Source organism: Bacteroidota bacterium, assembly GCA_018698135.1.
Taxonomy (GTDB): domain Bacteria; phylum Bacteroidota; class Bacteroidia; order CAILMK01; family JAAYUY01; genus JABINZ01.
Window position 1 is genome coordinate 1 of record JABINZ010000195.1, and the last position, 14,937, is coordinate 14,937.

Annotated in this window: 12 protein-coding genes; 9 read left to right on the plus strand and 3 right to left on the minus strand. The window is 34.6% G+C overall.

Features of this window, described 5'->3' with window-relative positions:
- Positions 1–420 precede the first annotated feature (420 nt).
- On the minus strand, positions 421–1,245 hold the full coding sequence (locus HOG71_12750) for a DUF116 domain-containing protein (protein MBT5991713.1): 825 nt from the start codon (positions 1,243–1,245) through the stop codon (positions 421–423).
- A gap of 58 nt (positions 1,246–1,303) precedes the next feature.
- Here HOG71_12750 and HOG71_12755 point away from each other — a divergent pair, with 58 nt between their 5' ends.
- Positions 1,304–2,629: a 4Fe-4S binding protein gene (locus HOG71_12755; protein ID MBT5991714.1), complete on the plus strand. Its 1,326-nt coding sequence runs from the start codon at positions 1,304–1,306 to the stop codon at positions 2,627–2,629.
- 12 nt (positions 2,630–2,641) lie between these two features.
- On the opposite strand, the gene HOG71_12760 is transcribed toward HOG71_12755, so the two are convergent.
- Positions 2,642–5,050, minus strand: coding sequence for a TonB-dependent receptor (locus HOG71_12760; protein ID MBT5991715.1), 2,409 nt, complete (start codon positions 5,048–5,050; stop codon positions 2,642–2,644).
- A 164-nt stretch (positions 5,051–5,214) separates the two neighbouring features.
- On the opposite strand from HOG71_12760, the gene HOG71_12765 reads away from it, so the two are divergent.
- Positions 5,215–6,390 carry an aminotransferase class V-fold PLP-dependent enzyme gene (locus HOG71_12765; protein ID MBT5991716.1) on the plus strand — a complete coding sequence of 392 codons (1,176 nt, stop codon included), beginning with the start codon at positions 5,215–5,217 and terminating at the stop codon, positions 6,388–6,390.
- A 46-nt stretch (positions 6,391–6,436) separates the two neighbouring features.
- Here HOG71_12765 and HOG71_12770 read toward each other — a convergent pair whose 3' ends face one another.
- On the minus strand, positions 6,437–6,781 hold the full coding sequence (locus HOG71_12770; protein MBT5991717.1) for a DoxX family membrane protein: 345 nt from the start codon (positions 6,779–6,781) through the stop codon (positions 6,437–6,439).
- A 185-nt stretch (positions 6,782–6,966) separates the two neighbouring features.
- Here HOG71_12770 and HOG71_12775 point away from each other — a divergent pair, with 185 nt between their 5' ends.
- From HOG71_12775 to HOG71_12805, 7 genes are all read left to right on the plus strand, one after another.
- Positions 6,967–8,943, plus strand: coding sequence for an N-6 DNA methylase (locus tag HOG71_12775; GenBank protein ID MBT5991718.1), 1,977 nt, complete (start codon positions 6,967–6,969; stop codon positions 8,941–8,943).
- Between the two features lie 64 nt (positions 8,944–9,007).
- Positions 9,008–11,113 (plus strand): hypothetical protein, encoded by a 2,106-nt coding sequence (locus HOG71_12780; GenBank protein MBT5991719.1) that lies wholly within the window; start codon positions 9,008–9,010, stop codon positions 11,111–11,113.
- A gap of 139 nt (positions 11,114–11,252) precedes the next feature.
- Complete coding sequence (locus HOG71_12785; protein MBT5991720.1) at positions 11,253–11,492, plus strand: hypothetical protein; 240 nt, start codon at positions 11,253–11,255, stop codon at positions 11,490–11,492.
- Positions 11,493–11,583: 91 nt separating this feature from the next.
- Positions 11,584–12,171, plus strand: a complete 588-nt coding sequence (locus HOG71_12790) for a TIGR00725 family protein (GenBank protein MBT5991721.1) — start codon at positions 11,584–11,586, stop codon at positions 12,169–12,171.
- 7 nt (positions 12,172–12,178) lie between these two features.
- Positions 12,179–12,658 carry a ribonuclease HI gene (gene rnhA, locus HOG71_12795; protein ID MBT5991722.1) on the plus strand — a complete coding sequence of 160 codons (480 nt, stop codon included), beginning with the start codon at positions 12,179–12,181 and terminating at the stop codon, positions 12,656–12,658.
- Positions 12,659–12,727: 69 nt separating this feature from the next.
- Complete coding sequence (gene radA, locus HOG71_12800; protein MBT5991723.1) at positions 12,728–14,092, plus strand: DNA repair protein RadA; 1,365 nt, start codon at positions 12,728–12,730, stop codon at positions 14,090–14,092.
- Complete coding sequence (locus HOG71_12805) at positions 14,089–14,931, plus strand: DUF4271 domain-containing protein (GenBank protein ID MBT5991724.1); 843 nt, start codon at positions 14,089–14,091, stop codon at positions 14,929–14,931. The genes radA and HOG71_12805 overlap by 4 nt, the downstream gene beginning before the upstream one ends.
- The last annotated feature ends 6 nt before the right edge of the window (positions 14,932–14,937 follow it).

Genomic DNA, 14,937 nt, shown 5'->3' on the forward strand with positions numbered 1-14,937 from the left:
GTGTTATTCCCATTTCTTAAAATATTCCAAATCAATTCGATTGCAACTATTAATTGCCTAAGCGTGTACCTGTCATCTATATTGTGGAAAACTCAGAAATTGAATAAAATTACTTGCTATGTTTGTCCCTGATTAGTTACTGATTTTTAATGATTTAATAAAAATGTTATGTAAAAAATAATTCTCCAGGAAAACCCAATAAGTCTTAGCAGACCCTGACGGGAATTTCCATTATAAAGCAGAATATGAGGAAGTATTGCTTCATATTTTTAGAAGTAGGCTGCAAACCTACAAAAAAAATCATATTTACTTTATGCAAATACGCTGAAATTTTTCTTGTAAACTTCTAATGCAACTACTTATTTTCACTTAGAAATATTGACTGATTAAATATAAAACGCTTGCCTGAGAATGAAAATATCATTTACATTTCTTTTCCAATAACTCTTCTAATTGCACCAAATCCGTATTTGTCTGATGCATTTTACCCATCCACTTCGGACAACGATTGGCATTCAATGGGTGTCCAATAACAGGGATTCCTGCTTGACTCACTTTTTTCATTCCTTCTCTTAACTCAGGAATACAAGCTATTCCCAACACCCCAATGCTTTCGTTTCTATTTCTATATTGCTTGAATAATGGTTTTAAGCTTTTCCCACTCCACAAATAAGCTTCAATTTTGTGCTTTTTAAGAAAAGAACTAATCACACCCAATAAACAAGCTGTTGAACAATTGACACAAACCTTTTCAAAATCTTTTTTTATCGACTTGCATTCAAGGTTTTCATCTCGCAAACAATAGGGAAGTAAAGCTATTCTATTTTGGCAATTCTTAAATCTGGACAAATTGATCCTATTCAGAATTCCAATTTCCAACATAAACAGATGATGTTGTTTTTCTGTGGTCCAAACAACTTTTTCTCGAAGTTTGAAACGACTTAGTTGCTTGAGGTGATTTTCGGTGCCTGAGGTATAGGCAGATAGTTTGTCAAAAATTAAATCACTTATTTCATTCTGAATTGATCTATCTGCATTTGCTTTTTGAATTACTCTTGTAGTAAAAGAAAGTTGACTCTGTTTGCGAACTTCCTGAAGCAAAGAATTCAAATCGGAATCAATCAAAAGCTTGTCAATTATTGACTCAATCGTTCTGAAGTATTTGTAGGTTGTTATGCCATCAAATAAACTATATGTTTGGCCTTGAACAGGAGTATATGTATTTCTTAAAAACGGGATCGTCATAAATTCTTAACTTGCAGGCTGATTATTTATTGTTTAGATAATTGCACTTAATTCACCGATGCCAAAGATAGCAGCTAAAATACAAACCAAAGGCTTCATTTTCGACCAAAATAAATGTGTTGGTTGTCAGGCTTGTGTATTGGCTTGTCAAATTGAAAACAAAACAGAATTAGCTTACAATTGGCGAAACGTACACAATTCAAACAGCTATCAGCAATCCCAAATTCCACTTTTCTATCTTTCTATTGCATGCAATCACTGCGAGGAAGCACCCTGTATGAAAGGATGTCCAAGCAATGCATACCATAGAGATGCTAAAACAAATGCTGTATTAATTGATAGCCGAAAATGTATTGGTTGTAGCTATTGCTCATGGGTTTGCCCCTATGATGCTCCAAAATTGCAAAATGGGATTATGCAGAAATGCACTTTCTGCGAACACAAATTACAGGAAAATGAAAAACCTGCTTGTGCCTTGAATTGTCCTGTCGGTGCATTGGATTATGGAATTATATCCGACAGTAAGAATCAAATCCCAAGTTTTACAGAATTCGGTATAAAGCCTAAAATTGATATAATCCCACTTTTCAATAATCGCAAGACTCCTTTTATGGATGTTGATGTTTTAAAACCAGCAGGATGTCCAGAAATTATTATAGAAGAAAAAGTGGAGCAGAAAATCAAGCTGAAAGATGAATGGCCATTAGCCTTATTCAGTTTTATTGTAGCCACTTTAGTTGGATATTATTTTTCCTGTTTAGCTGGCAATATTCAGTTTCACCCCATTCCATTTTTCACAGCTGCTCTGGCAGGCTTAGGTTTGAGCTTAATTCACCTTGGCAAACCAATAAGGGCTTTCCGAGCCATTTTGAATTTCAAATATTCATGGCTAAGCAGGGAGATTGTCTTTTACACTCTTTTTGTCGGAATTATGGCTTTTGGATATTATGTAGATATCAAATCAATTACGCTGCTTGTGTTGTCTGTTGTCCTTGCTCTACTGAGCCTGATCTCTGTCGATCAGTTGTACAGAAAAGCAGCTACTAGTCAGAAAAGGATATTCCACACAGGAGAAACCATATACATTGCTCTTTTCCTGTTTCTTATTTCTTTCCCACAACTACTTGTTATAGTTGTTTTGGCAAAAAATCTTATTTACCTGATCAGGAAATTGTTTTTTGTAAAAAAGGATGAGCAAAAACTGCTAAACCTGACTGTAGTCAAACTCTTTTTTGCCATAGTGATTCCGGCAATTGCATATTCAACTCAACCTATTATTCTATTTGCTTCACTTGCCATAAGTGAATTGATTGATCGCTTTGAGTTCTATTTGGAAATGAAGATTGTAACGCCTGAAATACAGTTGAAAGAAACGAATACTTAATCTTTGAGAAGATTAAAAACTTCCTTTTAAAGCCAGAATAAAATTTCTACCTGGAGCAACAATACCAGAAGAATAAGGGCGGTATCGTAAATTGGTTATGTTTTCTATACCTGCATTGATTTGAATATGCGAATTAATTTGATACATGGCTTTAAAATTCAATGTACCCCAAGCAGGTGAATAGGGATCACCATGCGCATCAGTAGCATACATATAGCTTTTGCTGATTTCTATAGGAGATAGGTCTTTATGGGAAATCATGGCGTTATAGCGCCCATACAAATCGGCACGAAAACGCTGAATTTGATACACAAAATGTACGCTTGCAAAGGTAGGAGCAGCATGCCTTAAGGGAACATAATCGCCACTTTTTTCATCCTTTTCCATCCCTCTGGTATACGTTAAACTTGCCTTGATAATTATAGGAGTGCTGATATCTGCATTTACACCTATATGAAATCCATAAACGTAGGCACTACCTGTATTGACCAAAGCTTGAACCTGACTCATCTCACCATCGTAGACAATCGAATCAAGACCATCGAAAAGAAAATCTCTACGAACCATGGCATCCAATAAATAAGTTGCAAAAGTGGTTGCTTCTATCTGGAGGAATTCTCCAAATGACTTTTCAGCACCTAAATCCAGATTAATGGCATATTCAGGTTTGAGATCAGGATTGGGAACAACTACCGCTCCCGGCTCTGAGTCAAATACCTTTCCAATATCATCTATATTTGGCGCTCTAAATCCAGAAGCCAAACTTGTATTGATTTGCCAGCTTTCATCAGGATGCCAGACTAAGCCAGCACTGGCATTAAATGCACCTGTATTGATCGTAATATCTTTAAAAGGAAACGAATAAAAGCTCGTGTCAAAAATTGAATAAATAAATACGCGACTATAGCGCATGCCTGTTACAAAAGTTAATTTTTTACTGATGTTTTTTTTATAATTCCCATAAACAGCTAAACTCAGGTATTGCGATCCATCAGGATATCTACTCGCGTAATCATTTAATGCTGCTGTTTTAGTGTTGTAAATTGTTGCTGATGAAGAAATGGAATTGTATGATCCATCGATTCCATAAAAAATATATGAATCTTCTTTAAGCTTCTTTTCATTATCAAAATTCAATGTATAAACTATAACTTCTTCAAATCGGTTATACCTATTTTCATCCCAAATTTTTCGGCTATGCCTGCTTTCTTTATAATCTTGTCGGGCAAAAATAAACTTCATTTTATCCGTCCATTTTCGTTGCTTTTTATTGACATAGGTTAAAGAATTCATCATCCAAACTTGTGGACCATAAGACCATTCAGCATATTTCAAATTTGAATCACTATTGTATTGTGTTAACCTATCGTATCGGGGAACATCAGATGTTTGGGAATAATGAAAAGCATAAATCCAATCAGAGTATTCATTAGGTCGAAAACGGAATTTTTGCATAAAGTTCATTTGGCTGTATGCGGTTTGAACCTGCCTGTTTCTATTTGCATTCTTAAAAACATGATCACTATCGCTTACTTGATGCACATATTCTTTCCTTGTATATTCTTCAAATCCCACATTGCCCATCATCAAATCATCATACTCGCTCATGGTAAAGCTGGTAACACTGGCAAAACGACATCTGCCAAAATTCAAATCAAAATGAGTGCTTCTTTCCTGATTGGCAGAGGCATAACGCATCCAGGCTGAGCCAGAATATTCGGATACATTGGCCACAGAAAGTTTTGGCTTTAAGGTATGGAAATCCATCACTCCACCAAGGGCATCACTTCCATAAATCACTGAACCTGGTCCAAAAATGACTTCTGTATTTTCAATAGCTGCTGCATCTAACGAAATTACATTTTGCAAGTTTCCACTACGATAAATGGCATTATTCATTCGAACACCATCCACAACCAATAGTAATCTATTTGCGGAAAATCCACGTATCATAGGGCTTCCTCCACCTAATTGGCTTTTTTGAACAAAAACTTCCTCCGAAATGCTTAATAAATCAGCTGCTGTTTGTGGATTTTCGAAAGATATATGTTTTTGATCAATTGTAATTATTTTAACAGGAACCTCTAGCTTACTTTGTTCCCATTTGTCAGAAGTAACTACAAATACAGGCAAACTTATAGCACTTTCAATCATTTGGATTTTAAAGCCTGCTTCCTTTAGTTCGCTATATGATGTTACAATTTTTTTATAGGATTGCCTGAGAAAAAGAATGCTATCTGTTTTTGAAAAAATGCCAATTTCAGCATATCCTAAAGTATTAGTTGAAACCGATTGTCCTCCACAGTAAATATAAACATCAGCTAATGGCTGAAGATTCGTATTGTCCAATACTTCAACTTTTTGTGCAAAATTAAACGTACTAATAAATAGTGATAGCAGTATAGAAATTGGAATCCTCATGAAGTATATAATACTATGATTTGATTATTAATTGTTTAAAATTCGGGAGATGCAAAAATCGGACACAATTTTATATAATAGACGATTTCATTTTTGTTTTTAACTATTTGAATGATTTTAAGGAAATTCGTTTCAAGGTTTATCAATACAACTCAATTTTTATCATGCTAAAAAACAAGATCAATTCCATTCAAAGTCCAATTTATCAAGATGCTGGCTTTGCATTCGAAAATGTTGAACAACTAAAACAAGCATTTTCAGAAGAACAAAACCATCCGCATGAACCTGATAACTACATTTATTCCAGATATCGCAATCCTGTGGTTGTTGATGCTGAGAAAGAGTTAGCCAAAATTGAAGGCAGTGCCTGGAGCTTGCTGACCCAATCAGGTATGTCGGCAATAGATTTAGCATTATCCCTATTTCACAAGGGAAAATCGACCAAACCCTGGCTGTTTTTTTCTGAGATTTACGGAGGAACAAATTCTTATATCGATTTGGTTCTCAAAGAAAAACGGGGAATTGATGTACATACTTTCTTTGCTGATGATGGCTCCTATAATTTAGATAAGCTTGATGCAATATTAGCAGAAATTCGCCCTGAGGTAGTTTATTTTGAAGCTGTTTCCAACCCAATGCTTATTGTGGCTGATGCAAAAGAAATAATAAAACTTGCCAAAAGGCATGGTGCTAAAGTACTGGTTGACAATACTTTTTCAACACCCTTACTTTGGAAGCCCTTAGAAGATGGTGCTGATTTAGTAATTCATAGTGTTACAAAATATTTTGCCGGACATGGAAATTTAACGGCAGGAGCGGTTATGGGAAATGATATGGATGATCTTAAGCAAATGATTAACTATCGAAAATGGATAGGTCATATGATAAGCCCTGTAGATGCCTCCAGATTACTATCATTTCTCAAAACTTTTGAAATCAGATTTTTAAAACAATGTGAAAATGCATTCAATCTGGCTAAAATACTAGCACAACATCCTGCCATTGATTTTGTGCACTATCCTGGGATCAAAACTCACCCTACACATAATAATGCAGTGAAATTAACCAGAGGCAATGCTTTTGGAGCTATGATTACTTTTGATATTGCCGGAAAAGATAATTCCGAGAAAGAAAAAAATTGTCTTGCTTTTATTGAAGAAATAAAAGAACAAATCCCTATTGTTCCAACTTTAGGAGATGTTGATTCTATTATGCTTCCGGTTGAAGCTGTTTGGGGTGCTAAATATCCCTATCCGGGGATGATCAGGCTTTCTGTAGGAATTGAAAATTTCGATCTTTTAAAAAATGACCTAATCAAAGCATTAGATCAATTAAAGTAATCGCTTAAGGCGAAACATACACAAAAGAAATAATAATTGGCAATAATCAGGCTTTGGAGTTTCCTGCAATGAATAAAGAAGCACCAATAAATGCAGCATAAGTGGTAATGGCCATTTTTGAACCTGCCAAATTCGGCAGATATAAAATCAGAATAAACACCAGAATAATAGATGCAAGGGCAAATCCAGCAATTCGTGCTTTATAATTAATAGCCATGCTTATACCAGCTAAAATAAAAATTGCTCCGGTAGCATATACCCATATCTCAGGGAAAGGAATATAATCAGGAATGTAGGAGGCAGCTTTAGCTGTTTGACGAAAATGATTAATTCCGTAGGCGATAAAGGAAAGTGCGAATAGCACACGTCCGAAAAGGGATGTTATCTTCATAACTTTGTTTTAATGCCATAAATTGTTCAATAATGATGCAAACAATTAATAATTAATAGCTTAGAGCTTGCTTTCTGATGAAACAAAAGTGATTCTTTTAGCTTATTAACAATCACAGAATAAGATGATAGAGGCAGGAATAAGCCTTTTCACGAACTTCGCAATGTTTTAGAAGCAAGCAAAACATGAGTAGCACATTTAGCATAAAAGAAACAGCAAGGCAACTTGGCATTACAACTACCACTGTACAAAATTGGGAAAAACAGGGTTATTTAAAGCCAATTAAGAAAAATAACACCCTGCTGTATCAAAAGCGGCAAGTATTGCATTTGAAAGAACAAATAGAAAATGGCGAAATTGGAAGATTGGGAAACAGAGCCAATAAAAAGAATTCAAATCGCACATTTGTTCCAGAAGAATATACTGGAAATCCCGAGGACGTTCCTCTTATCGAGATTATTATCAATATTGTCAACAAAAACAAGCTTGAAGTTGCCGAGAGCATTTTTGTTTTATGTTTAAATAAGTTGGTTCAGGAAAAGATATTTGACAATTTACCCCTTCAGGAATTACTCAAGTTTTACAATAAAAACAGCCTACACGAAAACATCAGTCAAGAACTTAATTTATGGCAGCTGGATTTAAATCTGGAATCTAAAATCGATAAATATCAACCGCTTTTAGATGTTCGGATTGCCTTAGATGGTGATTTCATTGGCAGTATATATCAATCTATTTTAACGGAAGGCCACAAATCAAAAGAAGGCTCCTATTATACACCATCAGAGCTATGCGAAAACATGGCAGGTGAGTATCTCAATCAAATAAAAGGACAAGTGAAAATCTTGGACCCTTGCTGTGGAACCGGTCAATTTTTAATAGCAGCAGGGAAACAGATTAAAAAAATGGGTCGCTTAATTAAACCTGAAAATATTTGGGGTTATGATATCGATCCCATTGCTGTGAAAATTGCTCGATTAAATTTAATGATATTATTCAGGGATTTTAATTTTAGTCCCAATATTTATACAAGAGACATTATTTATAATTATTCGCTTGACGATAAAATTCACAAAAACAGAAAATTTGATTTAATTATCAGCAATCCGCCATGGGGAGCAGAATTTCAGGTTGAGCAACTCAGTTTTTTAAAGGAAAATTATCCCTCCATTTTAACACTCGAATCATTCTCCTATTTTGTATTTATCGGTTTGAACTTGTTGAACCAGGGAGGTTTCTTGTCCTATATATTACCAGAATCCATTCTGAACATCAAATTTCATAAAGATATCAGGCAGTTTATTTTGCAGAATGCAAAAGCCATAAAAATCTTTAACTACAATCGGATTTTTAGCAATGTATTTACTCCGGTTATTCGATTGGATTTGCAAAAAATTCCTGAACATAATATCAGTTTGCCCATTATCACAAATGGAGATAGCTACACCATTAACTCGAGTCGTTTTCAGCGAAACAAGGATTTGGTTTTTGATATTTACAATACTAATGAAGATGCGCGCATAATTGAAAAAGTTTATTCATTAGAACACCAAACGCTTCAAAATCAGGCTGACTGGGTTTTAGGAATTGTAAGCGGAAACAATAAGGAATTTTTAGCTCAATCGCCAAAAAAAGGTTGGCAGGTTATTTTAAAAGGCACTGATATTCAGAAATTCCAAATAAAAAATGCTAAAAACTGGATTAGGTTCGATCGGGACAAGCTTCAGCAAGCAGCACCATTAATTCGCTATAAGGCTAAAGAAAAACTCATTTATAAATTTATTTCCAACAAATTGGTTTTTGCCTACGACAACAAACAGCGATTAAGCTTAAACAGCGCCAATATAGTGATCCCCAAAATACCTGACTACTCCATAAAAGCAATAATGGCTCTTTTTAACTCTACTTTATATCAATTCATTTTCAAAAAGAAGTTTTTTGCGTTGAAAGTTCTTCGAAGTCATTTGGAGCAATTACCCTTGCCTTTATTCGAGACACAGACGCTTGAACGTTTGGAGAAATTTTCTGACCAACTCATGCTGGCATCTGCCGATGAGGAACTTTACGAAGAAAGATTTGCTGAGTTGGATGAGATGGTATTTAATTTGTTTGGATTAACTAATGCTGAAATAAAAAGGATACAAACTGAAGTCACCAAATAGGTACATCTTTTAAGACTGAATTAAATCCTTAAATTCGCAGCAATAAACACTTTAATAAAAGTCATTGTTAAGTACAGTTTACCCACATTGGTTCATTCTCATTTGCATTTTTACAGGTGCATCATTTGCCTTTTCACTCTATTTTGTAAATTATTTCCGCAAAGGGAAAGGCATATTTACTTTTCCTTCCTGGATCATGTTCGCCATTCGCTTTGTGGTTATCAGCTTGATCAGTTTTTTTTTACTATCTCCATTTTTGAAAAAGAACTTCAGGAAAGATGAAAAACCAATAATCATTTTAGCAGCTGATAATTCAGCTTCTATTTTACTTAATAAAGATTCTGTTTATTATTCCTCTGTTTTTGAAGAAGACTTAACCAAATTGCGAAATCAACTTAAAACTAAATATACCATTGTTGATTACACCTTTGGAAACAACGTAAATTCTGGAATTGAGCTTGATTTCACTGATAGCAGAACAAATATGTATGAAATACTGAATCATATTTATGAACAGAATTACAACAAAAACATAGGTGCCATCATAGTTGCTTCAGACGGAAACTACAATGCAGGGAGAGACCCATTAGGATTAATCAACGACTTTAAAGCACCCTTTTATACAATTGCTTTAGGCGACACAAGTCCTTCAGCCGATTTGTTAATCAGTAAAGTTCGGCATAATCAAATTGCCTATTTAGGAAATACTATCCCAATCAAAATTGGGGTAAATGCCGAAAAATTCAAAAACAAAAAATTGGCATTAAGCTTATCCAATAATAATCAGGTGATTAAAAATTGGAATTTTGATATTAACCATCAGCATTTTTCACACACAATTGATTATTTATACGATGCAAATAAAAGTGGACTTCAGCATTTTACATTACAGATTAAAGAGCTTGATGGAGAAATAAGCTTTGCCAATAATTATGCGGATTTTTACATTGATGTGCTGGAAAGCAGAAAAAGCGTTGTTTTGCTGGCTAACTCTCCCCATCCAGACATAAACGCTTTAAGACGATCTATTGAAAAGAACGATAATTTTAAGCTTAAAATTATTATTGCCTCTGAAATAAACAGAAATCCTCAATTATATCAAAATGAAATTCTAAATGCAGACTTGGTTATCCTACACCAGCTTCCTTCGGTATCTAATCCACTGCAACAGTTATTTGCCAGCTTAGAAAAAAACAGTATCCCAATGCTTGTTATTTTAGGTAGTCAAACGGCTCTTCCCCAATTGAACAAATTGAACTTAGGACTCACAATTCAATACCGAAATCAATCGTTCGAGGAAGTTTTTGCAGAACCAAATTCTGCGTTCAGCTATTTCAGTTTATCAACTAAAAACACAAGCATTATCAAAGATTTGCCACCTTTAATTGCTCCATTTGGACGTTACAGCATCAATCTTGAAAATGAAGTTCTTTTCAATCAAAAAATTGGTCAGGTTATAAGTCCATACCCCCTTATTTTTTACGTTCAGGATATCGATAAACGACTGGGTTTCATATGTGGTGAAGGGATTTGGCGATGGCCTCTTGCCGAGTTTAGAATAAATCAAACACAAACATATTTTAATGACCTGATTCAAAAAAGCATTCAATTTATTTCGATTAAAGAGGATAAAAGATATTTTCATTTGAAGGATTTCAATGGTGATTATTTTGAAGATCAGGCTGTTCAAATGGAAGTTGAGCTTTACAATAAAAGCTACGAAAAGTTCCCTCATGCAAAAATTGAATTGGAAATAATTCAAGATGGAATTAAATCGACTTTTCAATTCATAGAAACAGAAGAAGGCTATCGAGCTAATCTAGGGTATTTAAAGGCAGGAAAATATAGTTTTACAGCCTCTACCACAAGCGCAGGAAGTCTGCAAAAACTAACTGGAAGCTTTTTTGTCAAAAAAGTTGAAGTTGAATACATTAATACGACAGCCAACCATCAACTGATGTATCATTTAGCTGAAGCACAAAATGGAAAAATGCTCTATCCTGATCAAATGGGTGATATAGAAAACTTGATTGAGAATCTAAATTTGAAAAGCCGAAGTAGTTTCGAAATGGAATCACGGGATTTAATTGAACTGAAATGGTTATTTTTTCTGATTATACTATTACTCGCAACAGAGTGGTTTTTCCGCAAGTTTTTTGGATCTTACTAATGCCTTATCAACAAATACTTTCAAGCCTTTTTGATTAAATTTTGAATCTAAAATTGTATTATTTATCAATTTTATATAATATTTTAACTTCAGATGCGTTGTTATGATAAATTAAAGAAATTAATAAATTGAAAAGCCTATGCAAAATAGCTACACTGATGAAGATATTCTTCAATATTTATACAATGAAACCGATCCATTAAAGCAGGAGGAATTTGAGTTACAAATGGATCAAAACATCTTTCTAAAGGAAGATTACAACATTCACTTACAAACCTTGAGTATTATGGATCAGGCTTTTGCTATGCCCAATCCAACAAGTATTGAATTAATTTTAGAATACTCAAACGCTCGTAAAAGTGCTGAAACCATTAGCTGATCAATTGCCTTGACTTCAGTTCTCTTTCACAATATTCCTGTTTTCTTTGCCTAAATTTGTAGGCTAATTCGAACTATTTATGAGTGAGCATATAAGCCGTAAACTGAGTATAGGTGTTATTGGTGATGCCGGTATTGAAACCGGATCTGCAATATATTTACTGGCACAAGAACTTGGAAAAACATTAATCGACCATGATTTTCGTATTCTGAGTGGCGGAATGACTGGTATTATGGAAGCAGTTGCCAAAGGAGCTAAATCATCTACAAAATATTATGATGGATTGTGTATTGGCATATTGCCGGGTTTCGATCCCCAATACTCAAATAAATATTCGGACGTGGTTATAGCCACTGGACTTGATACTTATCGCAATGCTATTGTTGCTAATTCCGATATAGTTATTGCCATGGGCGGACGAGCCGGAACACTTTCGGAAATGGCCTTTGCCTGGACTTTCAAACGTATGCTTTTGGCCTATGATGTTCCCGGTTGGAGTGGGAAACTGGCTGGTACCCGCATTGATGACAGAAAACGTGTGGATTGGGAAGGCGATAAGGTTTTTAAAGTTTCTACTGCCAAAGAAGCAATCGATTTAATTCAAGCTCATGCCCATCATTATACCAAAAGACACCAAAGCATTATTACTGCAATGAAAGATAATAACTACAGTTTATAATCCTATTTTGGCACTCAAAATCATAATATATACCGATGGATCTGCCTTGGGAAATCCTGGCCCGGGCGGCTACGGAATCGTATTGAAATTTGGCAATAAACGAAAAGAATTCTCAAAAGGATTTTACCATACAACCAACAACCGCATGGAGCTGCTGGCTGTAATTGAGGCGTTGAAATCGCTGAAAAGAACTGACTTGGATATTGTTATTCACAGCGACTCGGCCTATGTGATTAATGCCATTACAAAAGGCTGGGTATTCGATTGGCAAAAAAAAGGATTCAAAAACAAAAAGAATCCAGATTTATGGCAGGAATTATTAAGAATTTATCCCAAATTTAAGATTGAATTTAAATGGGTAAAAGCTCATGTTGGGATTCCAGAAAATGAACGTTGCGATCGATTAGCCAAAGAGGCAGCAGAGCGTCCTTCTGAAAAAGACAGTTTCTATGTGGACAATGAAAATTCATTAAATTTAAAGCTTTAGGCTCTTGAACTGTAAAATCAGAGCTAAATTCGCTCATGAAAATATATTTGTTATCCTGATCATTATTCAATGGCAAAACTAAAAAGCATTTTCATTTGTCAAAATTGTGGGACAAATTCTGTGAAGTGGCAAGGCAAATGTGCCAGCTGCGGAGAATGGAATACCTTTGTGGAAGAAATTGTAGCGGATAAAAAAACAGCAAACAAATTGCGGTTAAAAGGTTCGGCTGCACCCACTGAAACGTTGGGGAATTACGATTCCATTGCGCTAAGTCGAATTCCATTACCCGACAAAGAACTTCACCGAATTATTGGAAATGGTTTGGTGCCCGGCTCCTTACTTCTTTTGGGTGGAGAACCAGGTATTGGCAAATCTACACTACTATTGCAGCTTGCTCTTCAGATGAAAGACAGCATTGTCCTATATATTTCAGGGGAAGAAAGCATTAATCAAATTAAGTTAAGAGCACAAAGACTTGGCTTGGTAAATTCAAATTGCCATTTATTACCCGAAACCAATCTGGAAATTATCATTCAAACTATAGAATCACTTTCTCCTTCAATTTTAATCATCGACTCCATTCAAACCCTTAGTACATCTCTTGTTGAAAGCACTGCAGGAAGTGTTGTTCAAATTAAAGAATGTACCGCACGAATTTCAGATATTGCTAAGAAAAATAATATCAGCGCGTTTTTAATTGGCCACATTACCAAGGAAGGATATATCGCTGGCCCCAAAATTCTGGAACACATGGTTGATACGGTTCTTTATTTTGAGGGTGACAGAAATTATGATTATCGGATTTTACGAACCATTAAAAATCGATTTGGCTCAGTTTCCGACATTGGCATCTATGAAATGAATGAAAAGGGACTGGAAGGAGTGTTGAATCCATCTGAGGTTTTATTGTCACAAAGAGACATTGATTTAAGCGGTATTTCTATAGCTGCTACCTTAGAAGGCATACGCCCCATGCTTATTGAAATCCAAGCACTGGTTACACCCAGCTATTATGGAACACCCCAGCGCACCAGCACCGGCTTTGACAACAGACGACTTTCAATGCTTCTTGCGGTACTGGAGAAAAGATGTGGATTGAAAATGATTTCGCAAGATGTTTTTCTAAATATTGCTGGAGGTATTAAGGTTGAAGATCCCTCAACAGATTTAGCTGTATTTTCAGCTCTTGTCTCTTCTTTCTATGACAATCCAATTAGTAATAACAGCTGTTTTGCTGGTGAAATTGGACTTTCTGGAGAAATCAGACCTGTAAGACAATTGGGTAAAAGAATTTCAGAAGCAGAAAAATTGGGTTTCGATCAGATTTTTGTTTCCAGTTACAATAAAAAAATTCAAGCACATTCAAGTAAGATAAAAGTTATCGCTTTAGAAACCGTTCAGCAATTATTGAAAAAATTATTTATCACTTCATGATCCGCCTTTCCTTCATATTGCTTTTTTTGTTTTTTTTGACGAATAATTCTGTCTCAAACACCGCAGATAATGTTTCTGATTCAATAACGTCATTTGAAAAAGACAGTATAACTTCAGCTAACACAACTGCTCTATATGAATTAAATATAGCCGATATATCTACTATTTCGGTTGAAGAGGAAAATACTTTTATCAAAAAAACCAAGAGTCCCTATGCCAACACGCATATGTTTTTTGGTTTCATTATTCTTTTCATCATCATAATTTATATCCGATTGGTTAGTCCTGAGTATTTTAGAGATCTTTTTTTATTTGCTGCCAATGGAAATTATCTATTAGCTAATTATCACAAAAAAAATGTTATACTATTAATTAATAATATTTTACTTGACTTCATATTTATTGGCTCAATATCAATACTCTTATACAGCTTGCTTAACATAAAACATTCAGCTCATTTTGAATTATTTTTTGCAGGTGTAGCTGTTTTTTTTATCGCACAATTAATTGTTATACTCATCGGTTACAATACTTTTTTCGACACTTCTGTTTTCAACATTCATATTTCTAACATATTAATTTTCAACCGGGTATTAGGAATTGTATTAGCCCCTACATTATTCATTGCTTCCTATCTCAAAGATTCCTACCAGTTTACCGCATTTGCAATTTTGTTAGTTGTGGTTATTGCCATTTTTGTCTTTCGGATTTTTCGAATTTATTTTTTGATAAAAAAATCATATCAATTTAATAGTATCTATATAATTCTGTATCTTTGCGTTTTTGAAATATCACTCTATTTGCTCTTTATTAGAGAATTTAGCTGGTTTATTAATTAAACGCTA

Excerpts from the sequence above, each read along its gene's own strand:
- HOG71_12750 (MBT5991713.1), bottom strand. The coding sequence starts at position 1,245 with ATGACGATCCCGTTTTTAAGAAATACATATACTCCTGTTCAAGGCCAA.
- HOG71_12755 (MBT5991714.1), top strand. The coding sequence starts at position 1,304 with ATGCCAAAGATAGCAGCTAAAATACAAACCAAAGGCTTCATTTTCGAC.
- HOG71_12760 (MBT5991715.1), bottom strand. The coding sequence starts at position 5,050 with ATGAGGATTCCAATTTCTATACTGCTATCACTATTTATTAGTACGTTT.
- HOG71_12765 (MBT5991716.1), top strand. The coding sequence starts at position 5,215 with ATGCTAAAAAACAAGATCAATTCCATTCAAAGTCCAATTTATCAAGAT.
- HOG71_12770 (MBT5991717.1), bottom strand. The coding sequence starts at position 6,781 with ATGAAGATAACATCCCTTTTCGGACGTGTGCTATTCGCACTTTCCTTT.
- HOG71_12775 (MBT5991718.1), top strand. The coding sequence starts at position 6,967 with ATGAGTAGCACATTTAGCATAAAAGAAACAGCAAGGCAACTTGGCATT.
- HOG71_12785 (MBT5991720.1), top strand. The coding sequence starts at position 11,253 with ATGCAAAATAGCTACACTGATGAAGATATTCTTCAATATTTATACAAT.
- radA (MBT5991723.1), top strand. The coding sequence starts at position 12,728 with ATGGCAAAACTAAAAAGCATTTTCATTTGTCAAAATTGTGGGACAAAT.
- HOG71_12805 (MBT5991724.1), top strand. The coding sequence starts at position 14,089 with ATGATCCGCCTTTCCTTCATATTGCTTTTTTTGTTTTTTTTGACGAAT.